27 protein-coding genes are annotated in these 24,958 nt (G+C 65.2%); 11 read left to right on the top strand and 16 right to left on the bottom strand.

Annotated features, from left to right (window positions below):
* Positions 1 to 10 precede the first annotated feature (10 nt).
* Both ACVIGA_RS13775 and ACVIGA_RS13770 read right to left on the bottom strand, forming a co-directional pair.
* The gene (locus ACVIGA_RS13775) at positions 11 to 1,210 is read right to left on the bottom strand and encodes a hypothetical protein (RefSeq protein ID WP_456666801.1); all 1,200 of its coding nucleotides are present in this window, start codon (positions 1,208 to 1,210) and stop codon (positions 11 to 13) included.
* A 106-nt stretch (positions 1,211 to 1,316) separates the two neighbouring features.
* Positions 1,317 to 1,793, bottom strand: a complete 477-nt coding sequence (locus ACVIGA_RS13770; RefSeq protein WP_456666800.1) for a MarR family winged helix-turn-helix transcriptional regulator — start codon at positions 1,791 to 1,793, stop codon at positions 1,317 to 1,319.
* Between the two features lie 97 nt (positions 1,794 to 1,890).
* On the opposite strand from ACVIGA_RS13770, the gene ACVIGA_RS13765 reads away from it, so the two are divergent.
* A complete protein-coding gene (locus tag ACVIGA_RS13765) occupies positions 1,891 to 2,259 on the top strand; it encodes an antibiotic biosynthesis monooxygenase family protein (protein ID WP_456666799.1) in 369 nt (122 codons plus the stop codon).
* A gap of 184 nt (positions 2,260 to 2,443) precedes the next feature.
* On the opposite strand, the gene ACVIGA_RS13760 is transcribed toward ACVIGA_RS13765, so the two are convergent.
* The 3 genes from ACVIGA_RS13760 to ACVIGA_RS13750 all read right to left on the bottom strand — a co-directional run bounded on the left by ACVIGA_RS13760 (position 2,444) and on the right by ACVIGA_RS13750 (position 4,930).
* Positions 2,444 to 2,734, bottom strand: coding sequence for a hypothetical protein (locus ACVIGA_RS13760; RefSeq protein ID WP_456666798.1), 291 nt, complete (start codon positions 2,732 to 2,734; stop codon positions 2,444 to 2,446).
* Between the two features lie 92 nt (positions 2,735 to 2,826).
* Positions 2,827 to 4,473, bottom strand: a complete 1,647-nt coding sequence (gene groL, locus ACVIGA_RS13755) for a chaperonin GroEL (protein ID WP_456666797.1) — start codon at positions 4,471 to 4,473, stop codon at positions 2,827 to 2,829.
* Positions 4,474 to 4,633: 160 nt separating this feature from the next.
* Entirely contained in the window at positions 4,634 to 4,930 is a 297-nt protein-coding gene (locus ACVIGA_RS13750) for a co-chaperone GroES (protein WP_018269780.1), read from the bottom strand.
* 319 nt (positions 4,931 to 5,249) lie between these two features.
* On the opposite strand from ACVIGA_RS13750, the gene ACVIGA_RS13745 reads away from it, so the two are divergent.
* Positions 5,250 to 5,768 carry a hypothetical protein gene (locus tag ACVIGA_RS13745; protein ID WP_223967134.1) on the top strand — a complete coding sequence of 173 codons (519 nt, stop codon included), beginning with the start codon at positions 5,250 to 5,252 and terminating at the stop codon, positions 5,766 to 5,768.
* 210 nt (positions 5,769 to 5,978) lie between these two features.
* Here ACVIGA_RS13745 and ACVIGA_RS13740 read toward each other — a convergent pair whose 3' ends face one another.
* The 3 genes from ACVIGA_RS13740 to ACVIGA_RS13730 all read right to left on the bottom strand — a co-directional run bounded on the left by ACVIGA_RS13740 (position 5,979) and on the right by ACVIGA_RS13730 (position 8,276).
* Positions 5,979 to 6,257 carry a hypothetical protein gene (locus tag ACVIGA_RS13740; protein WP_249131895.1) on the bottom strand — a complete coding sequence of 93 codons (279 nt, stop codon included), beginning with the start codon at positions 6,255 to 6,257 and terminating at the stop codon, positions 5,979 to 5,981.
* A gap of 182 nt (positions 6,258 to 6,439) precedes the next feature.
* Positions 6,440 to 6,919, bottom strand: coding sequence for a hypothetical protein (locus ACVIGA_RS13735; RefSeq protein ID WP_456666796.1), 480 nt, complete (start codon positions 6,917 to 6,919; stop codon positions 6,440 to 6,442).
* 580 nt (positions 6,920 to 7,499) lie between these two features.
* On the bottom strand, positions 7,500 to 8,276 hold the full coding sequence (locus ACVIGA_RS13730; RefSeq protein WP_456666795.1) for a protein phosphatase CheZ: 777 nt from the start codon (positions 8,274 to 8,276) through the stop codon (positions 7,500 to 7,502).
* 310 nt (positions 8,277 to 8,586) lie between these two features.
* Between ACVIGA_RS13730 and ACVIGA_RS13725 the strand changes: the two genes are divergently transcribed.
* Complete coding sequence (locus tag ACVIGA_RS13725) at positions 8,587 to 9,396, top strand: L,D-transpeptidase family protein (RefSeq protein WP_456666794.1); 810 nt, start codon at positions 8,587 to 8,589, stop codon at positions 9,394 to 9,396.
* A 93-nt stretch (positions 9,397 to 9,489) separates the two neighbouring features.
* Here ACVIGA_RS13725 and ACVIGA_RS13720 read toward each other — a convergent pair whose 3' ends face one another.
* The 6 genes from ACVIGA_RS13720 to ACVIGA_RS13695 form a co-directional block, all read right to left on the bottom strand.
* Positions 9,490 to 10,308 carry a DUF2076 domain-containing protein gene (locus ACVIGA_RS13720; RefSeq protein ID WP_456666793.1) on the bottom strand — a complete coding sequence of 273 codons (819 nt, stop codon included), beginning with the start codon at positions 10,306 to 10,308 and terminating at the stop codon, positions 9,490 to 9,492.
* 129 nt (positions 10,309 to 10,437) lie between these two features.
* Positions 10,438 to 11,280 (bottom strand): ChbG/HpnK family deacetylase, encoded by an 843-nt coding sequence (locus tag ACVIGA_RS13715; RefSeq protein ID WP_456666792.1) that lies wholly within the window; start codon positions 11,278 to 11,280, stop codon positions 10,438 to 10,440.
* Entirely contained in the window at positions 11,277 to 12,323 is a 1,047-nt protein-coding gene (locus tag ACVIGA_RS13710) for a glycosyltransferase family 2 protein (protein ID WP_456666791.1), read from the bottom strand. Before ACVIGA_RS13710 ends, ACVIGA_RS13715 begins: the two co-directional genes overlap by 4 nt.
* 139 nt (positions 12,324 to 12,462) lie before the next feature.
* On the bottom strand, positions 12,463 to 13,440 hold the full coding sequence (gene hisG / locus ACVIGA_RS13705) for an ATP phosphoribosyltransferase (protein WP_456666790.1): 978 nt from the start codon (positions 13,438 to 13,440) through the stop codon (positions 12,463 to 12,465).
* Entirely contained in the window at positions 13,437 to 14,603 is a 1,167-nt protein-coding gene (locus ACVIGA_RS13700) for an ATP phosphoribosyltransferase regulatory subunit (protein WP_456666789.1), read from the bottom strand. Before ACVIGA_RS13700 ends, hisG begins: the two co-directional genes overlap by 4 nt.
* 294 nt (positions 14,604 to 14,897) lie before the next feature.
* Positions 14,898 to 15,674: a 16S rRNA (uracil(1498)-N(3))-methyltransferase gene (locus ACVIGA_RS13695; protein WP_456666788.1), complete on the bottom strand. Its 777-nt coding sequence runs from the start codon at positions 15,672 to 15,674 to the stop codon at positions 14,898 to 14,900.
* Positions 15,675 to 16,233: 559 nt separating this feature from the next.
* Between ACVIGA_RS13695 and ACVIGA_RS13690 the strand changes: the two genes are divergently transcribed.
* Both ACVIGA_RS13690 and ubiA read left to right on the top strand, forming a co-directional pair.
* Positions 16,234 to 16,968 (top strand): hypothetical protein, encoded by a 735-nt coding sequence (locus ACVIGA_RS13690; RefSeq protein WP_456666787.1) that lies wholly within the window; start codon positions 16,234 to 16,236, stop codon positions 16,966 to 16,968.
* Between the two features lie 40 nt (positions 16,969 to 17,008).
* On the top strand, positions 17,009 to 17,941 hold the full coding sequence (ubiA, locus tag ACVIGA_RS13685; protein WP_456666786.1) for a 4-hydroxybenzoate octaprenyltransferase: 933 nt from the start codon (positions 17,009 to 17,011) through the stop codon (positions 17,939 to 17,941).
* Positions 17,942 to 18,195: 254 nt separating this feature from the next.
* Here the strand turns inward: ubiA and ACVIGA_RS13680 are convergent, their stop codons facing one another.
* Positions 18,196 to 18,720 carry a DUF6101 family protein gene (locus ACVIGA_RS13680; RefSeq protein WP_456666785.1) on the bottom strand — a complete coding sequence of 175 codons (525 nt, stop codon included), beginning with the start codon at positions 18,718 to 18,720 and terminating at the stop codon, positions 18,196 to 18,198.
* Positions 18,721 to 18,996: 276 nt separating this feature from the next.
* Between ACVIGA_RS13680 and ACVIGA_RS13675 the strand changes: the two genes are divergently transcribed.
* The 6 genes from ACVIGA_RS13675 to lpxK all read left to right on the top strand — a co-directional run bounded on the left by ACVIGA_RS13675 (position 18,997) and on the right by lpxK (position 24,582).
* On the top strand, positions 18,997 to 20,385 hold the full coding sequence (locus tag ACVIGA_RS13675; RefSeq protein ID WP_456666784.1) for a TldD/PmbA family protein: 1,389 nt from the start codon (positions 18,997 to 18,999) through the stop codon (positions 20,383 to 20,385).
* Positions 20,372 to 21,181, top strand: a complete 810-nt coding sequence (locus tag ACVIGA_RS13670; RefSeq protein WP_223967149.1) for a 3'(2'),5'-bisphosphate nucleotidase CysQ — start codon at positions 20,372 to 20,374, stop codon at positions 21,179 to 21,181. Before ACVIGA_RS13675 ends, ACVIGA_RS13670 begins: the two co-directional genes overlap by 14 nt.
* A gap of 112 nt (positions 21,182 to 21,293) precedes the next feature.
* Complete coding sequence (locus ACVIGA_RS13665) at positions 21,294 to 21,542, top strand: DUF4170 domain-containing protein (RefSeq protein ID WP_050628541.1); 249 nt, start codon at positions 21,294 to 21,296, stop codon at positions 21,540 to 21,542.
* Entirely contained in the window at positions 21,539 to 22,252 is a 714-nt protein-coding gene (locus tag ACVIGA_RS13660; protein ID WP_456666783.1) for a lysophospholipid acyltransferase family protein, read from the top strand. The genes ACVIGA_RS13665 and ACVIGA_RS13660 overlap by 4 nt, the downstream gene beginning before the upstream one ends.
* Positions 22,215 to 23,549 (top strand): 3-deoxy-D-manno-octulosonic acid transferase, encoded by a 1,335-nt coding sequence (locus tag ACVIGA_RS13655; RefSeq protein WP_456666782.1) that lies wholly within the window; start codon positions 22,215 to 22,217, stop codon positions 23,547 to 23,549. Before ACVIGA_RS13660 ends, ACVIGA_RS13655 begins: the two co-directional genes overlap by 38 nt.
* Entirely contained in the window at positions 23,542 to 24,582 is a 1,041-nt protein-coding gene (lpxK, locus tag ACVIGA_RS13650; RefSeq protein WP_456666781.1) for a tetraacyldisaccharide 4'-kinase, read from the top strand. The genes ACVIGA_RS13655 and lpxK overlap by 8 nt, the downstream gene beginning before the upstream one ends.
* Here the strand turns inward: lpxK and ACVIGA_RS13645 are convergent.
* Complete coding sequence (locus tag ACVIGA_RS13645) at positions 24,566 to 24,793, bottom strand: DUF2093 domain-containing protein (protein ID WP_244069360.1); 228 nt, start codon at positions 24,791 to 24,793, stop codon at positions 24,566 to 24,568. The two genes, lpxK and ACVIGA_RS13645, sit on opposite strands and share 17 nt — an antisense overlap.
* Between the last annotated feature and the right edge of the window lie 165 nt (positions 24,794 to 24,958).

Genomic DNA, 24,958 nt, shown 5'->3' with positions numbered 1-24,958 from the left:
CGCGCCGACCTCAGCGCCACACCGACTTGTCGGCGTCCCAGCGCTGGCCTTTGAACTCTTTGAGCAGCGCGTCGATCGCGCCGTTGTCGTCCTTGGCCTCGGTGCCTTCCTCGTCGCTGCTGGAATCGTCGGACAGATTGAGCTTGGCGCCGGCGCTGTCGTCCGACGTCGAAACGGTGGGGCTCGAGACCCACAGCATCAGTTTGTCGGAGCTGCCGGGCTTGTCGGGTGAGACGAGGGCGGTGACCTCGTAATTCTGGGTGAGGCCGAGTGCAGGGTAGATCGCGCTCGGCCGCTTCAGCACCAGCTTGAGCTTGCCCGTATTCGCGTTCCAGGTCGCCGAGGCGGGCTTTGCCGAAAGCGTCTTCGCCAGCACGCCCGCGATCGCGGTTGCGAGCTTGTCCTTGTTGATCTTGTCGCCATCGCGCCAGTCCGCGGCGGCGAAGCGGATGGTGCGGTCCATCTCGACCACACCGCTGGTCCAGCCGGCTGCCGTGACGCCGGGCGTCGATTTCACCTTGGCGAGCAGCGCGCCGGCGTGCTCGGGATCGACGGTGAGGTTGAGGGTCTGCTCGCCGGAGCGCATCGCATCGCAGGTCACTGCGAGGCTGGAAGTGCCGATCTCGGCGGCCTCGCCCTTCAGGCTCTTGAGAAAATCGGCCGCCGCATCGAGCTTCACCCGCACCGCGATCGATTCCGGCGAGACGTCGGTGAAATCCTTCGGCTGCGGCGTGATGCCGTCCTCGGTGGCCTGGTTGTCCTGGAATTCCTTCTCGCTGAGATCGGAATTGTCCGTCGAGGCGACCTCGGTGACGGTCTGGCCGATCGTGATCTGGCCGCGGAACTCAAAGCTGTCGCCGGACTGCTTGCGGTTCAGCTTGACCGTGATCGGTTGCTTGTCGGCGACGCTCTGGGTAGTGCCGGAGAGCGTCTGGCCGTTGACGGTGAGGCTGGCGACGAAGCGGTCCTTGCGGTCCGAGTTCTTGTCGGCGGGATAGCAGACGTCGAGCACGGCCGCGGTCACGGTCTTGCCCTGGCGGGTTTCCTTCAGCACCACGTCGGCATTGCCGTCCATCAGGCCGTCGATCGACGTGAAATAGCGCGTCTCGGGGCCATTCGACGGTGCCGGCTTGGTTTGCAGCTTCATCTGGGCGAGGGCAGGCGCCGAGGCGACGGCAAGACCGAGCAGCAGGAGCGGGAGCGCGCGCATACGATAAGTCCTCGAAGGGCAGAATCGGGTCCGTCGTAACTAGCAAACCTCCGTGTCATTGGCCAAAAAAGAAGGCCGCCTAACGGCGGCGCTTCCAGAATCGCCCTCATGCGCGGTCGTCGGGTTCCTGGCCGCTCTCCAACCTGCCGCGCAGCGTGCTGACGACGCGGCTGGTGGCTTCGAGGTCCTTCATCGACAGCCCGTCGGAAAGGCCGTTCACCCAAGGCAGCTGCAGGCGCATCGCCGCGTCGAAGCTTTGCTGCCCCTTCTCGGTCAGCACGACGAGCTGGGCGCGGCGATGATGCGGATTGGTCTTGAAGGTGACGAGCCCGTCCCTTTGCAGGTCGTTGACGATCCGCTGCACATTCTGTCTGGCAGCGCCGAGGTCGCGCGCCAGCCACGCGACCGGTTGCGGGCGCTCAGTGGTGACGATGGCGCCGAGGATCTGCCAGCGCGCGCTGGTCAGGCCAAGTCCGGCCACCATCCGGTCGCCGGCGGTGAACAGCAGGCTGTTGAGCCTGAACAGGTCGAGAATCAGGTCGCTCAGGGCTTCGCCAGCCGGCGTTCGCTTGGTCTGCGGCATTTGTCACCATATGTTGATATTGACATTATGATGTCATAGATCATATGTATCCATCTGATCGAAATGACATCATAGCAACATATCAACGGAGCCAGCCATGCCGCAGATGCGTCCCCTCGACCCCGCATTCCCGATCGACCGCCAGCTCGCGGTCGAGGCTACCAACATCGTGCTCGTCAACATCTTCACGCTCGATGCGGCCGACGAGGACACCTTTCTGAAAGCCTGGCAGGCCGACGCCGCCATCATGAAGCGGCAGCCCGGCTTCATCTCGACCCAGCTGCACCGCGCGCTCGGCGACAGCCCGGCCTATCTGAACTACGCGGTGTGGGAGTCGACCGCGGCCTTCCGGGCCGCTTTTGCGAACCCCGAGTTCAGGGCCAAGCTCGCGGCCTATCCGACCTCGGCGGTGGCGTCGCCGCATCTGTTCCAGAAGGTGGCGGTGGCTGACATCTGCGTCGCTTGAAGCGCGATAGGCACCGTGCACAGCTCTATCCACGTCATTGCGAGCGAAGCGAAGCAATCCATGGTTCCGCAAGCGGAGAAGTGGATTGCTTCGTCGCTATCGCTCCTCGCAATGACGGTGGTGCCAAGCGTCACGGCCCCCGTCGCGGGCGAAAGCGAACATTGGACGCCGCTTCAAAGATCACTCAACTGTGCACCAGCATGCCGACACCGAGCGTGGCGGTAGCAGCCAGAAACGAAATGTCCAGAAATCGCAGCGGCGCTTTTGGACGAGGGCCGGTCGAACCGGAAATCACGTAATAGAGGCCATAGCCCGCGCCGAGCACGACAAACGTCAACGTCTGCTTGAACCAGAACGTCAGGACGACCGCAAGATCATCGATGTTGTCCAGGGCATAGGCGCCCAGCGCGAGCACCGCGCCGATCGCGTAGAACAGCACGAGTGTTGACGTCAGGGATTTCGCGTCGCGGGACATGCGATGATCCTTACAGTTCCATCGTCATCAAATCGCAAAAAAGAAGGCCGCCCGGAGGCGGCCTTCGATCTCGATGCGAATGGGATGGAGGCTCAGAAGCCGCCCATGCCGCCCATTCCACCCATGCCGCCGCCGCCCGGCATTGCCGGCGCTGCGTCCTTGGGCAGTTCGGCGACCATGGCTTCGGTGGTCACCAGCAGGCCGGCCACCGAGGAGGCGTCCTGCAGCGCAGTGCGCACCACCTTGGCGGGATCGATGATGCCCTTGTCGACCATGTCGACATACTCCTCGGTCTGGGCGTCGAAGCCGAAGGTCTCCGACTTGTTCTCGAGGATCTTGCCGACCACGATCGAGCCCTCGACACCGGCGTTCTCCGAGATCTGGCGAACCGGAGCTTCGAGCGCCTTGAGCACGATGTTGATGCCGGCCTGGACGTCGGCATTGGGGTTGGTGAGACGGCCGACCGCCTTCTTGGCGCGCAGCAGCGCGACGCCGCCGCCCGGCACGATGCCTTCCTGCACCGCGGCGCGGGTCGCGTTAAGCGCGTCCTCGACACGGTCCTTCTTCTCCTTGACTTCGACCTCGGTCGCACCGCCGACCTTGATGACGGCAACGCCGCCGGCAAGCTTGGCAAGGCGCTCCTGCAGCTTCTCACGGTCGTAGTCCGAGGTGGTCTCCTCGATCTGCGCCTTGATCTGGCCAACGCGGGCGTCGATGTCCTTCTTCTTGCCGGCGCCCTTGACGATCGTGGTGTTCTCCTTGTCGATCACGATCTTGCCGGCGCGGCCGAGCATGTTCACCGTGACGTTCTCGAGCTTCATGCCGAGGTCGTCGGAGATCAGCTGACCGCCGGTCAGGATCGCGATGTCCTCCAGCATCGCCTTGCGGCGATCGCCGAAGCCCGGCGCCTTGACGGCGGCGACCTTCAGTCCGCCGCGCAGGCGGTTGACCACCAGCGTTGCCAGCGCCTCGCCCTCGACGTCCTCGGCGAGGATCAGGAGCGGACGGCCCGACTGCACCACGGCTTCCAGCACCGGCAGCATGGACTGCAGGCCGGTCAGCTTCTTCTCGTGCAGCAGGATGTAGGCATCCTCGAGCTCGGCGGTCATCTTCTCGGCGTTGGTGATGAAGTAGGGGCTGAGATAGCCGCGGTCGAACTTCATGCCCTCGACGATGTCGACCTCGGTCTCGAGCGACTTGTTCTCCTCGACGGTGATGACGCCCTCGTTGCCGACCTTCTGCATCGCCTGCGCGATCATCTTGCCGATCGCGGCATCGCCATTGGCCGAGATGGTGCCGACCTGGGCGACTTCGGCGGAGGAGGCGACCGGCTTGGCGCGCTTCTCGATGTCCTTGATCACGGCGGCGACCGCGGTGTCGATGCCGCGCTTGAGGTCCATCGGGTTCATGCCGGCGGCGACCGACTTGGCGCCCTCGCGGACGATGGCCTGCGCCAGCACGGTCGCGGTGGTGGTGCCGTCACCGGCGGTGTCGTTGGTCTTGGAAGCGACCTCGCGGAGCATCTGCGCGCCCATGTTCTCGAACTTGTCGTCGAGCTCGATCTCCTTGGCGACGGTGACGCCGTCCTTGGTGATGCGGGGAGCGCCGAAGCTCTTCTCGATGACGACGTTGCGGCCCTTCGGGCCGAGCGTCACCTTCACGGCATTGGCGAGCACGTCGACACCGCGCAGCATGCGGTCGCGGGCGTCTCCGGCGAATTTTACGTCCTTGGCAGCCATTGATTTGAACTCCTGGAATGTCTGTGAATTGCTTGCCGCTTCCGCGCCCGTCATCGCCGGGCTTGACCCGGCGATCCATCTTTCGAAGAGCGATGGATGCCCGGGTCGAGCCCGGGCATGACAGCGGAGAGACTGGGCGCTCTCGAATTGGTCGTGGCGCTTACGCCAGCACGCCCATGATGTCGGACTCCTTCATGATCAGGAGCTCCTGGTTGTCGAGCTTGACCTCGGTGCCCGACCACTTGCCGAACAGCACGCGGTCGCCGACCTTGAGGTCGATCGGGATCAGCTTGCCGGCCTCGTCGCGGCCACCCGGGCCGACGGCGACGATCTCGCCCTGGGACGGCTTCTCCTTGGCCGAGTCCGGAATGATGATGCCGCCCTTGGACTTCTCCTCGGCATCGATACGCTTGACCACGACGCGGTCATGCAGTGGGCGGAAGGTGGATTTAGCCATGACGTTCCCTCTTGGAGGCTCGGTTTCAGGTCCGGTTCATCGAGACCGGCGTTGAATGCCGGCCCGGTCGGCGCCAGGCAGGACGCCCGGCGGATTTAGCAATCGTTGTGCGAGAGTGCTAATTGTGCGCCGGGAAATATGGCTTGGCGCAGTTTCTGTCAAGCAATCGGGTTAAGGCCTTGGTGAGGCCAATATAGGATGGTGGACCGGAAACCAAATCGTAGCGATGACGTAATTTTGTCAGACGTCATTGCTCCGCCTTAAGTTTTACGCTTGGCTGCATGACGGGTGCGGCCGGGAGATAGTTCGGGGGATGCATATGATCAGGTCACTCAACGCGCGATTGGTCGCACGGTTCGTGGCTGTCTCGGCGCTGACGACGCTTTTGGGGGCGTGCGGCAGCATGAGCCTGCCGTCGCTGTCGTCGAACCCCGAGCCGGGGCCTGTCGAACCGGGCGTGGCTCCGGAGATGCCGGCGTCGATCCGCCCCGACGAGATCGTCGGCCGCTGGGGCCTCGCCTCGTTCCAGAATCCAGCCGACCGCGCCCGCACCGAGGCCGCCGCACGCGGCCAGTGCAAGCAGCCTTATGTGATCGGCGCCGGCCAGAGCGGCGGCGTCATCATGCATCTGGCCGACCAGGCCACCCCGCAGGAACTGCGGCTGAAGGGTTCCCCGAGCGGCAAGAACTATATCGGCCCACCCGGACCTGTGCCCGGCGAGCAGGACCGCGAGATCATCTCGTTCGACGGCCGGGTCTTGATCACCCGCTTCGTCGACAAGGACGCCGCCGTCCGCTACGGCAACATGGTCTACGTCCGCTGCGCCCCGAGGGCGTGACGCGGCTGGCACGTCATTCGGGGTCGATGCGAAGCATCGAACCTCAGGTGCGCAATTGCGCACCGGGGAATCTCGACGTCATGGCCTCGCCGTAGGTCAAAACAAAAACCGCCGGCCCCGAGGGCCGGCGATTTCGTCTGTCCATGAACGAACCTCTGGGGGCACGAACCTTGCCGTGTCGCCCTGGGTTGTGACTTGCAAAGACCTGCTTTATCGCCGGACCCCAACCCGATTGACGCCACCATTCAGGTTGCCGCCCGCGTGATGACGAACCGTAGCCCGCGCCACCGGACGAGGCCTTAGCACGACGCCTGCCCTCGCCACGCAACCGTTCGGATAGCCGACATACTGGCAGTAGACGACCGCCTTGGCCGGTGCCGGATTGAGCGCGACACCTGCTGCCCCCAACAGGAGGCTCGCCACGATCCCCGTAACCGTAACCGACCTGGTCGAAAAAAAGTTCGTCCGATGCATGGTGATCCTCTCCATCGCAAGCGAACCGACGATGATTGCGGCGGTTCAGGCGCGGCTGAAGATTTGGCTGGCAAAGGATAGGCGATGTTGACGTAGATCAACGCTGGGCGCGGCCCGCCACGATGTGCATCGATCTCTTCACATGAAAGAGGGCGGCTCACTGAGCCGCCCTCTTGTCGTGTATCGTTGCGCGGATCTCACTGACAGATGTAACTGTGGCCGTCGGCCATCTTCGTCATCGTGCCAGGTTCGCAGGTGATTCCATTGGCTGCCTTGTAGTCTGCCCATCCGGCATAACCGTAATACGGGCTGCCACCATAGTAGGCTCGTGCTGGATAGTAGGGCTGGCCAAAGTGGGGATCAGTCTGGGCGGCGTATGCATCGGTCCAGTTATTTGTGCCCCAGCCAGCATAGACCGGCGCAGTGGCGGCTGCCGTGGCAACCGCGGCCGTGGCGGCGATCCCCGCGCCGACTCCGTACCCGTACGCAGCGCGCCGGGTGTGGCGACGTGCAACGCCCGCGACGCTCACGGGCGTCAGCGGTCGGCCCACGCGCGCCCGGGCGCTTTCGACTGACGCCGAAATGCCGCCCTGCTCAGACCAGGTGATGGAGAACAGTGTCGCACAAGCGAAAGTCGAGAGCACAATTGCAGTATTTCTGACAATTCTTCGCGTCATGTTCGATCTCCAGTGTTGAGTAGTCCAGTGGCTCCCCCCAATCAGGTGATTCCTCAACAAGCCGCAGGTATCAGCGCCCAGGAAACCCGCCGTGCATCGTCACGGTTTCAATGACGGCCGCGCCGAGGCGAAGCCTGTTCGTCCTCGGATGCGCGCAACGAGCGGCCCGCAAAGCTGTACTGTGTGTTGTGTGAAAGTGCGAAGCCCCGCTCGGGGCGACCGGATTCACTCCGGAAGTCCGATGCAACCGGCACCCAATGTTGGTTCCCGGCACACGCATGACAATTTCCTCACACGCAGTATGCGCCTGCGACAGCAGACCTGCCAGTAAATTTGCAGGTGTCACAATTGGCACAAACTGCATGCGGTCGAGACAGAGGTTCTGACCGATGTGTCACCTGACGTGCATGCAAGGAAAGCTGCGCACAGAATTACTCACTCCTTGCAACGCGGCGACGCGATGATCTGGCAACTTTGTCTGGTGATCCCTCTCGGGCTCGACCACCGCTCAAACAAAAACGCCGGCCCTTGAGGCCGGCGCTTCTCGTTTTGATCCGACAAATCTCAGTTGAACATCGCGTCAGTTGAACATCGCGTCGATGTCGTCCTGCGAGGCGTGGCCGGCGTCGCCGTCGAGCTTCGGGCCGTTGAGCAGGCGGGCGTCGCCCTCGCGGGTGTCGACGATCGGCGGGACGTGGGTCTTGATGGCGTCGACGCCGCCCCAGATGTTCATCATCTCGTTGATGTGCTGTTCGATGAACTTCATCGTCTGCATCACCTTGCTGATGCGCTGGCCGGTGAGGTCCTGGAAGTTGCAGGCCTCGAAGATCGAGACCACGCGCTCCTGAATATCTTCGCTGAGCCGTTTCTGCTGGTCGGGCGTCACGTTGTTCGCGAGCGCGGTCGCGGCCTGGTCGATCGCTTCCACCGCCTCGAGGATCTGCTGGGTGGCCTGTTCGGTGCCGCCGACCACGGCGCCGAGCTCGCCATTGACCTTGGCCATCTCCTCGCCGTTGAAGCTCTTGCCGTGCAGCACGGCGATCTCGCGCTTGGTGCGGCTGATCGCGTCGTGGATCAGGTCGAGCTCGACCTTGAGCTTCTCGCACTGTTCGACCTGCGCGCGGTAGGTCTCGAGCAGCGCTTGCGTCTCGGCGACTTCGCGGGCGACGGCGGCATCGACGCTGTCGCCGGTGCGCTGCGCCGGTGCCGCGGCCATCTGGGCGCGGATCGAGCGAAGCTCAGCCATGATTTCCCGATGCATTGGACCGAGCTCGCCGCCGCCGGCAACTTCCGGCTCCGGCATCACGACTTCACCCATGGCCTGCTCGACACGAAAACGCTTCCGCTTCACTGACATGATTTCATTCCCGCCCCTTCACTGCAGTCCGTTCTAGCGAGAGGTGATTTAACGTCAGGTTCACGCGGGAACAGTTTGCGCCAATGGCGCGCAATCGCCGCGATACCGGCGATTAACCATGTCGCTGCGGCGTTCACGCAAAATAAACGCTGTCAGGCAAAACCGCGCTGCATTGTCGAGATGGTGAATCCAAACCGCGATTCCGTTTACCAAACCGATGCGGTTTTCATTGCTTATTGACCACGTGCAACGGGGCTTGTGCGCTCCGTCCACGTCACACGTCACGACGAAACCAGTACAGAGTACGTCGATGTTCAGGAAAACCACGCTTGCGCTGCTCGCCGGCGCCTCTTCGCTTATTGCCGTTCCCCATCACGCGATGGCGATCGACGCGTCGGCTCAGCCCGAGCCCACCGTGATCTACGCCAACCAGGGCGCACCGCAGCCGCCGATGCGCACCGCCTATGTGCAGCCGCAACGCTCCAACATGGGCGGCGGCTTCATCGAATTCCTGTTCGGCGATGCGCCGTCGTCACAGGGGTATTCGCCGCAGCCGATGTATCAGCAGCAGCCTGGCTATTACGGCAACCGTCAGGGGCTGCCGCCGATGGATCCGCAGCAGCAGATGATCCGCCAGCAGGAAGAGGCGGCGGGCGATCCGACGCAGCGTCCATTCGATCACCGATATGAAAAGCAGCTGGTCGATTACAGCGGCAAGGAAGGCATCGGCACCATCGTCGTCGATACGCCGAACAAGTTCCTCTATCTGGTGCAGGGCGACGGCCGCGCGCTGCGCTACGGCATCGGCGTCGGACGGCCCGGCTTCACCTGGGCCGGCGTCAAGACGATCTCGGCGAAGAAGGAATGGCCGGCCTGGACGCCGCCGCCCGAAATGCTGGCGCGCCGTCCCGACCTGCCGCGGCACATGGAAGGCGGCCCGGAGAATCCGCTCGGCGCCCGCGCAATGTATCTCGGCTCCTCGCTCTATCGTATCCATGGCTCCAACGAGCCCTGGACGATCGGCACCAACGTCTCGTCCGGCTGCATCAGGATGCGCAACGAGGACGTCATCGACCTCTATGGCCGCGTCAATGTCGGCGCCAAGGTTGTCGTGATGTAAGCGTGGTTTTGAAGCAGTCCCGGCTTTCGTCGGGACGACGGAATCAAAACGGCCGCTCGATTGGAGCGGCCGTTGTCGTTTCAGCGATCGCGTTTACGCGTAATCGCTGTCGTCGTCGCCGCCGTTGTCGTCGAAATCGTCGGCGTCTTGATCATCGTCACTGTCCTGGTCGGCCTGCGCCTGGTCGAACGCGCCGGCGCGCGAGCCGGAATCGCTGTCGCGACCGGACGAACTGACGTCGTTGATCCCGGCGTCACGGGCAAGGTTGCTTGACGACTGGTCGCCACCCCAGGGACGCGAACCACCGCCGAGGCCGCCGGCGTCGGCCAGCGATTGATGGCTGCCGCCACCCATCATGCCGCGAATGCTGGAGAGCAGCAGTCCGCCGCCGACCACGCCTGCCGCGGCCGCAGCCGCGGTGCCGAGGAACGAGCCGCCACCGCCGCCGGGCGCGCCGCCGCCGAAGGGCGGAGGCTGCTGGCCGCCGTAGGGCTGGCCGTATTGCTGCGGCGGCTGGCCGTAGCCGCCCGCCTGCTGCATCGCCTGGCCCGAGTTCCAGACCGGGCGGCTGCCGCCGACATCCGGCGGGCGCACCGGAGGCACCGAGCCGTGCGGCTGCTGCTGGCCCTGTCCGAAGATCGCATCGCGCATCGAATCGAGGAAGCCGCCGCCCTGCTGCTGTGCTCCCTGCTGCTGGCCGACCGCGGCCTCGAGCTCCTGGATGCGGTCATGGGCGCGCTTCAGCGCCTCGTCCTGCACCAGCGCGGTCTGCACCAGCGCGTAAACCGCATTCGGCGCGCTGCGCAGGCCCTGCATGATCGCGGACATGGCCTCGCCGTCGCGCGGGGCATTCTCCAGCTTGGCGAGCCGGTCGAAGAGATCGTCAATCAGTTGGCGTTCTTGCGGTGTCATGGCGTTCTCCATCGCGTCGATCGAATCGGCGCGCGGCTGATGTAGGACGGGCTTTGTGGCGCAAGGAGTGGGGGCCCGAATTAAATTTATGTATGCGACAATCCGACCGGCGGTTTTTCGTGAACCTTTTCAGGCCAGTGTAACTTTATTCAGGGCCAGCAGCCCGGGGAAATCGTCGCCTGCGAGGTAGGCATGCTCGGTCTCCCGCTGCGTCGTCAGCGGGTCGAGATTCTTCAGGGTTTCATCGACGAAGCCGGGATGGCACATCACGAGCCCATCCTCGGGCAGGCCGTCGAGGAAGCCCTGCATGAGCGCTCCGAATTCGCTGCCGCGCGTAAAATCATAGGCGCCGGCGAAGGCCGGATTGAAGCGCAGGCCGGATCGCTGGGCCTTGATCCGGAATTGGGTGCTGAGCACGTTCAGCACCAGCGCCTTCGGCGCCGTCAGCTGGCGCGCCAGCGGACCTTCGCGTCCGCACTGCCGCACCCAGGCGTCGGGTGCGCGCTCCTTCACGGCGCGCAGAAAGCCGTCGCGGACCTGCGGAAACAGCTGCGCGTGCTGATGGCCGTCGACGAAATCGGGCGCGCGGCCGAACAGATCGCGGAAGGCGTCGAGCTGCGCCAGCACTTCGGCATGGACCAGATCGGCATCGAGCCGATGCATCAGCCCGGCGCGCAACAGTTTTGGGAACGGCAGGAACATGTCGCCGTCGAGCGGACGGAAATGCATCGTCAGCGGCCGGAACGGCGCGGTCAGCGTCACATGCAGCCCGATCGCACAGCGCGGGCTTTTCGCCACCGAGACCGTGAGCGCAGCCGCCGCCTCGCGGCCGATCGCCGGCGTCACCATCATCACCGACGTCGCATTGAGGCGGCCGCGTTCGATCAGGTCGCGGATCGCGCGGTTGACGCCGCAGCTCAAGCCATAATCGTCAGCACACAGCCAGATCCGGCGCGGCGAAACTTCGCTCATTCGGCGGCGGTCCGCTCGGTGGCGCTCTGCACCGTGCCGCCGTCGGCGTGCTTCTCGGTATGCTCGGCAACGAAGTAGATCGGCCGTGCCTTCAATTCGGAGAGGATCTTGCCGATATATTCGCCGACGATGCCGATCATGATCAGCTGCACGCCGCCGATCGTCATCACGCCGATCATCAGCGACGGATAGCCGGGCACCTGCTTGCCGGTGGTCAAGACTTCCCACAGGATCGAGAGGCCGAACAGGAAGGCCGCGCCCGCGAGCAGCGCGCCGAGCAGGCTGGCGAAGCGCAACGGCGCCACCGAGAACGAGGTCAGGCCCTCGATCGACAGGCCGATCAGCCGGCCGGCATTGAAGGTGGTGACGCCATGCGCGCGCGGCGCCGGCTCGTAGTCGACGCGGATCTGCCTGAAGCCGATCCAGCTCGCGAGGCCCTTGAAGAAGCGGTTGCGTTCCGGCAATTGCCGCAGCGCCAGCGCCGCGCGCGGCGACAGCAGGCGGAAGTCGCCGGCATCCTCGGGGATCTTCTGCCGCGCGCCCCAGTTGATCAGCGCGTAGAAGCTGCGCACGGAAAGCCGCCGCAACGCCGATTCATTGTCGCGATGTGCCTTCGCCGTGTAGACCACGTCGTAGCCGTCATCGATCCAGTGCGCGACAAGTTGCTCGACCAGCGTCGGCGGATGCTGGCCGTCGCCATCCATGAACAGCACCGCGCCGCGGCGGGCATGGTCGAGGCCGGCCATCAGCGCCGCCTCCTTGCCGAAGTTGCGCGACAGCGACACCACCTGGAGGTCGAGCCCGTCGGCGGGCAGGCCGCGCGCGATCGCAAGCGTGTTGTCCGCGCTGCCGTCGTCGACATAGACCACTTCGCAATGGAGCCCGTAACGGGCGCGCAATGAGCCGGCGAGGTCGATCAGCCGTTGGTGCAGCGCCACAAGCCCGGCGGCCTCGTTGTAGACGGGCACGACGATCGACAGACCCTGCGCGGCAGCGGTCTTGGCGGTTGTGGTCAGGCTGGAAACGTCAGAGCCCAGCATCATCGGTCAGGTTCCAGAACTAGAGCGTTTTCCAGCGAAATCGGGTTCGCCTTCGCGTGAGGAAAACGCGTCACGACGAGAGATCATGAACACAATATGGTACCGACGGCCGGCTGTCGCCAACATGAACGGCGACACCGACTCATTGTCGCAGGAACGCCTCGAGCTTGGCGAACAGCGGGTTCTCGCGGTCGAACACATAGTCCAGCGACACCACCGACACCGTTTCGGCGCCGTGCTCGCGCAGGAAGCTGCCGAGCGCGTAGAGCTTGCCCGGTGGGCAGTGCAGCGTAAGCATGCCCGACGAGGTCGGGCCGCCGAACGGGGCGACCACGCCGAAACGGGTATGCGCCTCGGACAGCAGCGCGTCATTGCAGCCAGCGAAGCGGGTGCGGACCTCGCGGTACTTGCTGGCGCGGGCGCGCGCGGCGATGTGGTCGAGGATCACGCGCGCGGTCTCGCGGGCGCCGGTCGACCAGTCGGCATCGCGGGAGGCGACGAGGTTGGCCTGGCTGCGCAGCATCACGCCGTCGTCGAGCACCTTGAGCCCGTTGGCGGCGAGCGTTGCGCCTGTGGTCGTGATGTCGACGATCAGTTCCGCAGTGCCGGCCGCGGGCGCGCCTTCGGTGGCGCCGGCGCTCTCGACGATGCGGTAGTCGCCGACGCCGTGCTTGGCAAAGAAGCTGCGCGTCAGGTTGATGTATTTGGTCGCAACCCGCATGCGGTGGTTGTGCTGCTCGCGGAAGCCCGATGCGACGTCGTCGAGGTCGGCCATGGTGCGGACGTCGATCCAGGCCTGCGGCACCGCGACCACGACATTGGCATAGCCGAAGCCGAGGCCTTCGATCATCAGCACGCGCTTGTCGGCATCGGGAATGCTCTCGCGCACCAGATCCTCGCCGGTGACGCCGAGATGCACCGAACCGCGCGCCAGATTGGCCGCGATCTCGCTCGCCGACAGATAGGTGATCTCGACATTGTCGACGCCGGCGATGGTGCCGCGATAGTCGCGTGCGCCGCCGGCTTTCGACAAGGTCAGCCCGGCGCGGGCGAAGAAGCTTTCCGCGTTTTCCTGCAAGCGTCCCTTGGAGGGAACGGCGACGACGAACGGCGTGCTCATTGGGCGCCTCCGGCGGCGCCGGCCTTGCCATGCCGGGTCATCGCCTCGATCCAGACCGAGAAGCCGACCGCGGGGATCGGGTTGGCCGAGCCGAGCTGCGACATCAGCCCGTCATAGCGGCCGCCCGCGACCAGCGGCTCGCTGCCATTACCCTTGGCGTGCAGCTCGAACTCGAAGCCGGTGTAATAGTCGAGGCCGCGGCCGAACGCGGTTGCGAACCGCGTCTTCCTGATGTCGATGCCGCGCGCGGCCATGAAGCCGACCCGGCTCTCGAACTGGTCGATCGCCGCGGCAAGGTTGAGCTTGGCGTCGGCTGCGAGCGCGCGCAGCTGCGCGATTGCGTCGTCGGGGTCGCCCGATATGGCGAGGAAGTGCTTGATGGTGGCGAGCGCATCGCGCGGCAGCGCGCCGCCCTTCAGCGTCGATTGCTCGAGGAAACGATCGGCGATCTCGGCGACCGTGCGTCCGCCGACATTGGTGGTGCCGGCGATCGACATCAGATCGGTGACCAGCGCCAGCGCCGCCTTGCGGTCGGAGCCGGCCAGCGCAGCGAGCACGCCCTCATATTCGTTGCGGCCCGGCGCGGTCGCCAGGGTCAGCTGCTCGATGTCGTCGGTCAGCGAAACCTTGCGGTTGAAATCCTTGATCAGCCGGCGCCGCCACACCGGATAGAGCTCGAGCGCATCGATCAGCGCGTTGAACAGCGCGACGTCGCCGGTGCGGATCTCGACATCCTTCAGCCCGAACGCCGTGGTCGCCTCCAGCGCCAGCGCCAGCATCTCGGCGTCGGCCGCGGCGCGGTCCTGCCGCCCGAAGGATTCGATGCCGGCCTGCAGGAACTGGCTCGGCTGGCCGTCGCGATAGCGGAACACCGGGCCGAGGTAGCTGAAGCCGGCCGGCTGGCCGGCGCGGGGCGAGGCGAGGTAGTCGCGCGCCACCGGGATCGTGAGATCCGGGCGCAGGCAGAGCTCCTCGCCGCTCGGGTCGGTCGTCAGATACAGGCTTTTGCGGATGTCCTCGCCGGACAGGTCGAGGAACGGCTCGGCCGGCTGCAGGATCGCGGGTTCGGACCTGAGATAACCGGCCTGCGCGAACGAGGCCAGCAGCGCATCCGCCCATAAGGCGGATCCGGCGGCGGGTCGTGGTGCGGCAGCTTCGCTCATCTCGACGTCCAATTCGCTCCGAAATCGCGTTTCAGAGCGCGTTCCATGAGTGGTGTTGGCGGAGCCCTTAGCATGGCCGTATCAGGGTTTCGACAGGGATCAGCCAAGTGGCTTAATGATTGGGTTCGTTAACGATTTTGCGACCGCTTGGCTAGGGAAAGATGTTTCCCACATCCGGGATACGCGCTCACCGGCCCGTCATCCTGAGGTGCGAGCGCAGCGAGCCTCGAAGGATCGGCGGCCACCGGCCGGGCCGCCGTGCATCCTTCGAGGCTCGCCGAAGAGGCTCGCACCTCAGGATGACGGGGATGGAGTGCATGGTCCATTTCCTCCCCAATCTCCCAGCGCCGCCTGGACCAGCGCCAGCGCCGCGACGGCGGCGGTGTCGGCGCGCAGGATGCGCGGTCCGAGTGCGAGGCGGAGGATGTTGGGCTGGCGCAGCAGCAGCGCGCGTTCCTCCTCGGCAAAGCCACCCTCGGGGCCGATCAGCACGTCGATCCCGCCGCTTGCGGCAGTCGTTGCCTGCAGCGCCTGCACCGGGTCGGCCACTTCGGCCGCCTCGTCGCAGAACACCAGGAGCCGCGCCGGATCGCGCCCCGCCAGGAAGCGCTCGAGCGGGATGGGATCGGCGACCTCGGCAAGCGAGATGATGCCGCATTGCTCGGCAGCCTCGATCACATTGGCGCGCATCCGCTCGCCATTGACCCGCGACACCTGGGTGAAGCGTGTCAGCACCGGCACGAGCCGTGCCGCGCCCATCTCGACCGCTTTCTGCACCATGTAGTCGAGCCGGGCATGTTTCACCGGCGCGAACACATAGGTCACGTCGGGCAGGCGGTCCTGCGGGCGGGTCTGCGCTGCGATCGTCAGCGTGTCGGCCCGCTTGCGGCCGGAAATCTCGGCGCGCCATTCGCCGTCGCGGCCGTTGAACACCAGCACGGTGTCGCCGGCGGCAAGCCGCAGCACGTTGCCGAGATAGTTGCTCTGATCGCGTTCGAGCGAAACGGTCGCGCCGGTGCCGAGCGGGGCATCGACAAACAGGCGGGGGCTGCGAAAATCGAGTTCAGGCATGTCCTAGGTTCCTGAGCCGCGTTCTAGCCCAAAGGTGCTGCCAAGTATTGCCCGCTGCTGTTGATTGCGATCGGAGAGGATCGGCAGATTCCGCAATTGGCGTCGGGCGCCGGCGCCAAGGCCGCTTCCATGCGGCGGGCCAAGTTAACCAAGCCGGGCGACACCGTAGTCCCGCGGACTCGTCAGGGCCGCTGCGGCCAACTACTACAGGGGTGTCGATATATATTGCTTCTGTCACCAAGTCATTTTTGGAGTCCGAGGGGTCGCTTGCACGCGGCCCCTTTTGCGTTTCGGTCGGTGTGGGCCGGCGAATTCGAGCTGAGGCATGACCGAAAATCCCGTTCAGGCACATTTGATGCCCCGGTTTTACCGCCGCTCGCGGCCTAAAGGCTTCAAATCGGGGAACAATTTAATGCGGCCGGTGTGGCCCTACGCCGCGCTGTCGCCCAAATCCACGGGTTGTTAAGGGCTCACAGGAATCGTAAAACGCCCCCAAATTTCGTTGCTTCGTTTTGTTGCGCTGGGGTTGCCTGGACCTTTTGCCGGAGAAACACCCTCGATGATCCGCCGACTGATCATGCTGACCGTTGCTGCGACCGCCCTGTCAGCGGGGCACGCAGCTGCCCAGAGCGCCTTTCCGGCGCCGCTGCCCAATCAGGGCCAGGCGGGCACCGCGTCGGATCCCGCGTTCCCGCCGGTGAACGGCGCACGTCCAAGCCGGGCGAGCACCGCTCCGGATCCTGCGTTTCCGCCGGTCAACGGCGCGCCTGCGGCCAGGGTCGGCGGCGCGCCATCGCCGTTTCCGAGCAGTGGTGCGGCTCCCATCGCCGGCGGCGGTCTGTCGTCTCCGCCGCCCCCGCCCGGTGCCGGTGGTGGCGCCGGCGGTGATGCCTGCATGAAGGATTTCGTTCCGCTGCGCGAGGAGACCGAGAAGCGCGGCAAGGCGATCAAGGCGGCGAGCGACCGGCACGCCAGCCCCCAGGAGGCCTGCAAGCTGATCGGCAATTACAGCCAGGCCGAAGTCAGGATGATCAAATACGTCGACACCAACGCGGCGAAGTGCGGAATCCCGCCGCAGATCTCCAATCAGCTTAAGGACGGTCACAAGAATACCGAAGCGTTGCTGAAGAAGGTCTGCAACGTCGCGGAGCAGGCGGCGGCGCAGCCGCGCGGGCCCGCCGGACCGTCGCTGAGCGACGTGCTCGGCTCGTCCGCCTCGCTGCCGGAAGCGACGCCGACCAAGAAGGGCGGCAGCACCTTCGACACGCTGAACGGTAACGTTCTGACCCGATGATCGAGCGCCCGATGATTGATCAGCCAATGATCACGCATTCATGAGCGATGTCTCCGCCCGCGTTGCCGATTCCACAGGCAACTGGGTGGATACCCATGCGCCGGTCTGGTCGCGACCCTATCTGCGGCTTGCACGCTACGACCGGCCGATCGGCTCCTGGCTGTTGCTGATGCCGTGCTGGTGGTCGGCGGCGCTCGCCGCCGGCGTCGCACACGATGTTCGCTCCCTCCCGCTCGTCGTCCTGTTGTTCTTCATCGGCGCCTTCGTGATGCGCGGCGCAGGCTGCACCTGGAACGACATCACCGATCGCGATCTCGATGCCAAGGTCGAGCGCACCCGGTCGCGGCCGATCCCGGCCGGGCAGGTCACGGTGACGCAGGCGGTGGTCTTCATGGTCCTGCAGGCGCTGATCGGGCTCGCGGTCCTGCTGCAGTTCAACCGTTTTGCGGTGATGACCGGCATCGCCTCGCTGGTGATCGTTGCGATCTATCCGTTCATGAAGCGGATCACCTGGTGGCCGCAGGTCGTGCTCGGCCTTGCCTTCTCCTACGGCGCGCTGATGGGCTTCGCGGTGACACTCGAGCGCATCGATGCGGCTGCGATCGCGCTCTACGCCGGATCGATCGCCTGGGTGATCGCTTACGACACCATCTACGCCCATCAGGACGCCGGGGATGATGCGCTGATCGGCGTCAAATCCACCGCGCGCCTGTTCGGCGCACGCACCCATCGCGCGCTGATGATCTTTTATGGTCTCGCCGTGCTCTTGATCGGCGTGGCCTTCACGCTCGCGGGCGCGCGCTGGCCGGCGTGGATCGGGCTAGCGGCGTTCGCGCTGCATCTCGCCTGGCAGGTCCGCCGGCTCGACACCAGCGACCCCGCGCTCTGTCTCCGCATCTTCAAATCCAACCGCGACGCCGGCTTCATCCTGTTCGCAAGCCTGGTCGTCGACGCGGTGCTGCGCGCGGCTTAGGTCGCGAGACTGCGAAGCTGCGTCCTCATTCTCGGCTGTCATCGCCCGGCTCGAATCGAGAACCATCCTCATCGTCGTCCTGGCGAAAGCCAGGACCCATTACCCCGAATCTCAATCGTTGCGCGTCGCCGTGGCCGCGATCCCGTTCATCACCGAATGCGGTGGTAATGGGTCCTGGCTTTCGCCAGGACGACCAAGAGGTGAGAGCCGTGCACGCAGTTCCGTTGCCGTCGCGCTGAGGCGCCGAAACGAACTCAATCCCGTGCGATGATCTCGCGCTCGTCGCGATGCACGCTGGTGCCGTTGAGGCTGACGCCGGCGCGGCGGCGGACCAGGAATTTCGGGCGGCGGGCGCGGATCGCGTTGCGGCGGCGGCGGCGCGGGGCAGGCGTCCGCGGCGCCGGCTCGGTCAGTTGCGGGAGACGGAAGATGTCGCTCCACATCTGCCAGGCGGAGGTGATTTCTTCGGCATCCGAACTGGTGCCGAGCGGAATGCTGAGCGCAGGATCGCGATGAACCAGCATCAGCATCTGCGCATCGTCGATGCCGCGCAGCGCGACGCCGAGAAAATCGCTGACGCGAACATTGACCGCCATCCGCATGCCGAGAACGGCACGGCGGAGCACGACATGTTCGCGATGAAGCTCGACCTGCCGCATGCCGCCATCCGCGCGCGCATCCTGCGCGTGGAAGCTGAGCGGAAGGGAAAGTGGGTCGAGCCGTAGTGCGCGGCTCGACCCGGCGGAATTGATTCCGCTTGTTGGTGTTTGACGCCTCAAAGCCTTAGTCTCCCCGCCGGGATTATGTTCCCGGTCGATGTGTGAGAGCCTAGCCGAGCGATGGCCGTTTCGGCTTAAAAAGCCTGGTTAACCGCTCCTCACCTGGCGCCATGATTGACAAGAGGTTGGCCCGCATGATTGACGAAGCCTTGCGCCGATCACTCAAATCTTTGTTGCCCGCCGGTGCAAAGTGCTTGAATTCCCTGTGAAACCGGCACATCTGGTTAGGTCTGTCGACGCCATTCCGGGCCCCCCTCAATCCGCAGGAATTCGTTCGTGAACTCTTCACCATCTGCATCGCGACACGGCGATACCTCCGATCTGTTCGATCAGTCCGGCCTGAGCGACCTTGCGCAGCGTCTGGTCGAGGCCGCAAAGCGCGCCGGCGCCGATGCGGCCGATGCCATCGCGGTGCGCGGCGTCTCGCAAGGCGTCGAAGTCCGCGACGGCCGCGTCGAGGAAACCGAACGCTCCGAAGGCGATGATGTCGGCCTTCGGGTGTTCGTCGGCCAGCGCCAGGCGGTGGTCTCGACCAATGACGTCAGCGGTGACGGGATTGCAAAGCTCGCCGAGCGCGCGGTCGCGATGGCGCGCGTCGCGCCCGACGACAAATATGTCGGTCTGGCCGATCCCGCGCTCCATGCGCATGACTTCCCCGATCTCGATCTGCTCGACCGCACCGTCCCGACGACGGCCGAACTCGAGCAGCGCGCCATCGAAGCGGAGGCTGCAGCGCTCGCGGTCAAGGGTGTCTCGAAGTCCGGCGGTGCGTCGGCCTCGACCGGGATCGGCGGCATGGTGCTGGTGACGTCGACCGGCTTCCATGGCTCTTATCTGCGCTCCAGCCACGGCATCTCGACGACGGCGATTTCCGGTGAAGGCACCGGCATGGAGCGCGACTATGATTTCACCAGCGCGCCGCATGCGTCCGATCTCGAGTCGCCCACGGCCGTTGGCCGCAAGGCCGGCGAGCGCGCGGTGGCGCGGGGAAATCCGCGCAAGGTCGAGACCTGCAAGGTGCCTGTGGTATTTGATCCGCGGGTTGCGGGCTCGATCGTCGGCCATCTCGTCGGCGCGATCAACGGCGCCTCGATCGCGCGCAAGACCAGCTTCCTGAAGGACAAGCTCGGCGAGCAGCTGTTCTCCAGGGATATCCGCATCATCGACGATCCCTTGCGCGTGCGCGGCCTGCGCTCGCAGACCTTCGACGCCGAGGGCGTCAAGGTGAAGAAGATCGCGCTGATCGACGAAGGCGTGCTGACCACCTGGGTGCTGGACTCCGCGACCGCGCGCGAGCTCGGCCTGGTCACGACTGGGCATGCGCATCGCGGCGTGTCGTCCTCGCCGTCGCCCGGAACATACAATCTGCATCTCGAGCCGGGTGCGGTGACGCCGAAGGAGCTGATCTCCGACATCAAGCAGGGCTTCTATGTCACCGACCTGATCGGCTCCGGCGTCAACGGCGTGACCGGCGATTACAGCCGCGGCGCCTCCGGCTTCTGGATCGAGAATGGCGAGATCACCTACCCGGTCAGCGAGGTGACCATCGCCGGACACCTGCTGCCGATGTTCAAGTCGCTGGTTGCCGCCAACGATCTGGAATTCCGCTACGGCGTCAATTCGCCGACGCTGCGCATCGAGGGCCTGACGCTTGGCGGACGCTGATACGGACGACTGGACCAAGGCGCGCGACGCCGCCTTGCTGACCAGATCGGTGCAGGAGGCGGGCCGGCTCGCATTGTCGCTGTTCCGCACCGAATTGAAGAACTGGATCAAGGGCGCGTCCTCGCCGGTCTCAGAGGCCGACATCGCCGTCAACGACTTGCTGGAGCAGCAGCTGCGCTCGGCGACGCCGGGTTACGGCTGGCTGTCGGAAGAGAGCGCCGACAACGCGACCCGGCTCGACCGACGCTTCACCTGGATCGTCGATCCGATCGACGGCACCCGTGCCTATCTCGCCGGCCGCGAGGACTGGTGCGTCAGTGTGGCGCTGGTTGAAAATGCATCGCCGGTGCTCGCGGCGGTGTATGCGCCGGTGACCGAGGAATTCTTCTTCGCCGCCCGCGGCCAGGGCGCCACCCTGAACGACAGCGGCGTGCATGCAACCGCGGGCACGGAGTTCGATTTTCCCCGCATGGCCGGACCGAAGCCGCTGGTGCAGCGGCTCAGCCCGACATCGGACGAGATCACGCTGTTTCCTCGGATCGGATCGCTGGCCCTGCGGTTGTGCCGCGTAGCACAAGGTCGACTTGACGCCGCCTTTGCCGGCGGGCAAAGCCGCGACTGGGATCTTGCCGCCGCGAATTTGATCGTGCAGGAAGCGGGTGGTAAGATGACCGCGCTCTCGGGGGAAGCGATTGAGTACAATCGCCGGGAGGTGACGCATGGGGTGCTGGTGGCAGCAGGACGCGAACGTCATGCACGCATTGTCGAGCATTTTCGCAACCGTCCTTTGCCGTGAGGCCCCGCCGATCCGCTCCGCGTTTCCGATTGTGACGACCAGACTTGTTACGACAGACCTGTGACGACCACGACTTCATTTGCTTGCCGGGCATCTCGTTAGGAAAACCATCATGTCAGACAATGCCCAGCCACAGCTGCTTCACCTCGTGATCGGCGGCGAGTTGACCGATCTCGAGCACAACACCTTCAAGAATCTGGACGAAGTCGAGATCGTCGGCGTCTACCCGAACTATGCGACCGCCTATGCGGCCTGGAAGGCGAAGGCGCAGGCGACCGTGGACAACGCCCAGATGCGCTATTTCGTTGTTCACCTCCACCGGTTGCTCGATCCCGAGCAGGACACAAAGCACTCCCATTGAAACGACTATTTCGCGATCTGCCGCGCAGCGGCTTCGTGCAGCGCGCGCTGGGTGTGCTTGCGGCCGAATATCTGCGGCTGGTGTGGTACACCAACCGCTTCATCTATCAGCCGCATGACGTCTACGGGATCGTCGAGCCCTTGATGCCGGCGATCTTCGTGTTCTGGCACGGCCAGCACTTCATGACGCCGTTCATCAAGACCAAGGACAGCTACCGCGCCAAGGTCCTGATCTCGCGCCACCGCGACGGTGAGTTCAACGCCCTGGCGGTCGAGCGGCTCGGCATCGGCACGATCAGGGGTTCCGGCGATCATTCCGGCGCGTTCCATCGCAAGGGCGGCGTCGGCGCCTTCCTGGAGATGGTCCGGACGCTGGAAGACGGCTGCAACATGGCGACCACGGCCGACGTGCCGAAGCGGGCGCGGGTGGCGGGCCTCGGGGCCATCATGCTGGCGCGGGAAACCGGCCGGCCGATCATCCCCTTTGCGATGGTCACCAGCCGATTCATTCGGTTGAAAAACTGGGATTCCACGACCATCAATTTGCCATTCGGGCGCGGCGCAGTGGTAGGTATTGAGCCGGTCTATGTGCCGCCCGATGCCGATGCCGCGACGATGGAAAAGCTTCGGCAGCACGTGGAGAATCTGCTCAACGAAGCGACCCGGCGCGCCTATGCAGCCGTCGGGCGGCCGGAGGCCACGCTTGGCTAGCTCGCTACCGATGACGTTGCGTGTCTACCGCAAGCTGTCGTCCGCGATGGTGCCGCTCGCGCCTGCGCTGATCAAGCGGCGGCTCAAGCTCGGCAAGGAAGATCCCGAACGCGTCGGCGAGCGGCGCGGCATGAGCGCCGATACCAGGCCGCAGGGACCGCTGGTGTGGATCCACGGCGCGAGCGTCGGCGAGGTGCTGGCGGCGGTCGGGCTGATCGAGCGGCTGCGCGCGCTCAATCTGCGCATCCTGCTCACGTCAGGGACGGTGACGTCGGCCGCGATTGTCGCCAAGCGTTTTCCGCCCGATGTGATCCATCAATACGTCCCGTATGACTCGCCGCGCTATGTCGCGCGCTTCCTCGATCACTGGCGTCCGTCGCTGGCGCTGTTCATCGAGTCCGACCTGTGGCCGAACCTGATCCTGTCGAGCGCCGCGCGGCGGCTGCCGATGGTCTTGATCAACGGGCGGATGTCGCAGCGCTCGTTCCCGCGCTGGCGCCGGGTCTCCAACACCATCGGGGCGTTGCTCGGACGGTTCGACATCTGCCTCGCGCAATCGAAGACCGATGCCGAACGTTTTGCCGCGCTCGGCAGCCCCAATGTCATGGTCACCGGCAACCTCAAGCTCGACGTCGCGGCGCCGCCGGCCGATCCCGCGAAGCTGGAGCGGCTGATGTCGGTGACGCGCGGCCGCGCCATCGTGGTGGCCGCGTCCACCCATCCCGGCGAGGAAGAGCTCCTGATCGAGGCGCATAAATCGCTCGCCGGATTCTTCCCCGGGCTGCTCACGGTGATCGTGCCGCGGCATGCCGCGCGCGGCGAGGCGGTGGCGCGGCTCGTGACTGAGGCGGGCCTGCGCCCCGGCTTGCGCTCGCACGAGGATCTGCCGGTCGCGACAACAGATATCTACGTCGCCGACACGATGGGCGAACTCGGCTTGTTCTATCGGTTGGCGCCGATCGTGTTCATGGGCGGCTCGCTGGTCGCGCATGGCGGCCAGAACCCGATCGAGGCGATCAAGCTTGGCGCTGCGATCGTGCACGGCCCGCACGTCTTCAATTTCACCGAAGTCTATGACACGCTCGATCGTGCCGGCGGCGCGCGTCGCACCGACGATCTGGAGGCGCTGGTCAAGCAGCTCGGCCAGTTCCTCGCCGATCCCGCAGCGCGCGATACGTCGCTTGCGGCCTCCGAGCGCGTCGTCGAACAGCTCGGTGGTGCGCTGGAGCGCACGGTGATCGCTCTCGAGCCCTATCTGTTGCAGCTGCAGCTCGAGATGGGAGCCGCCAATGCGTGAGCCGGCCTTCTGGCACCGGCCATCGTCTTGGACATCGCAATTGTTGAGACCCCTTGCCGCGCTCTATGGCGCGGTGGCCGCGCGGCGGATGCGGCAACCCGGCACCGATGCCGGCATTCCCGTGATCTGCGTCGGCAACTACCATGTCGGCGGCGCCGGCAAGACGCCGACGGTGCTGGCGCTGGCAAGTCTGCTGCGCGAGCTCGACGAACGGCCGGTGGTGCTCAGCCGCGGCTATGGCGGCAGGCTTGCCGGGCCGATCAAGGTCGATCGTGACAGTCATACGGCAGTCGATATCGGCGACGAGCCGCTGATGATGACGGCGACCTTGCCGGTCGTGGTGTCGCGCGACCGTGCCGCCGGCCTGGCGCTGGCGCGCGCACAGAACGCAAGCGTGATCCTGATGGATGACGGCTTCCAGAATCCATCCGTACTCAAGGACACCTGCCTGATCGTGATCGACGGTACGCGTGGCGTCGGCAATGGCCGCGTCATTCCGGCAGGACCGTTGCGCGCCCCACTGTCGCCGCAGCTGGAACGCACCGACGCGCTGATCGTGGTCGGCGAGGGAAGCGGCGCGAAGAAGATCGCGGCCGATCTCGCGGCCCGTGGCAAGCCGATATTGTTGGCGCATCTGAGGCCAGATGAGGCCTCATTGAGTGCGTTGCGCGATCAGCGTGTACTCGCCTTCGCCGGCATCGGCGATCCCGCGCGCTTCTTCAACACGCTGCGCGCAAGCGGCGTCGACGTCGTGCGCAACACGGCTTTCCCCGATCATCACACCTTCACCAAGGATGAGATCGAACAGCTCGTCGCCGACGCGCGAAGCGACGCCTTGACGCTGGTGACGACGGAAAAGGATCTGGCGCGGTTGCGTGGTCCGGCTGGGAGGCCGGCCTGGGCACAGGCGATCGTGCCGTTTGCGGTGACGCTGCAATTCGATGATCGCGACGCGCTGCGGCGCTTCGTGAGCGATCAGCTATTCAGGGCAAGGCAGGGGAGGCTAGGGCGTGAGCCTAGGCCTGCGACTTGACCATGCCGGGATGGTGGCGCTGCAGCACGGCGGTCGGGGTGGCGTAGGCCTCCTGCAGGTCGACGCTCCAGTATTTCAGCTCGTCGAGCGGGATCCGGACGTCGGTGATGGCACAACGCACAAAGGTGCCGGGCGAGATCACGCGGAAATCGCCGTCGAGATATTGCACCTGCGCTTCGCCATGGCCCGAGGGACCGAACTTGTTCAGCACGTTTGAGCTCTCCGCGTTGCCCCCGATGAGGCCCTTAAATGTTCATCAAGCCGTCTATCACAGATAGGGGGGCATGTCCGCCCGTTAAACCACCGACTTGTGATGATTTGGCGGCAGACGTGCATGGTAGCGTTGCAGGCGTGGTCCGCTGTGTTTACAGCGCCA

The sequence above is a fragment of the Bradyrhizobium sp. USDA 3240 genome, assembly GCF_054063295.1.
The sequence above is the reverse complement of the archived record's forward strand: the minus strand, read 5'-3'. Positions and strand labels throughout refer to the sequence as shown.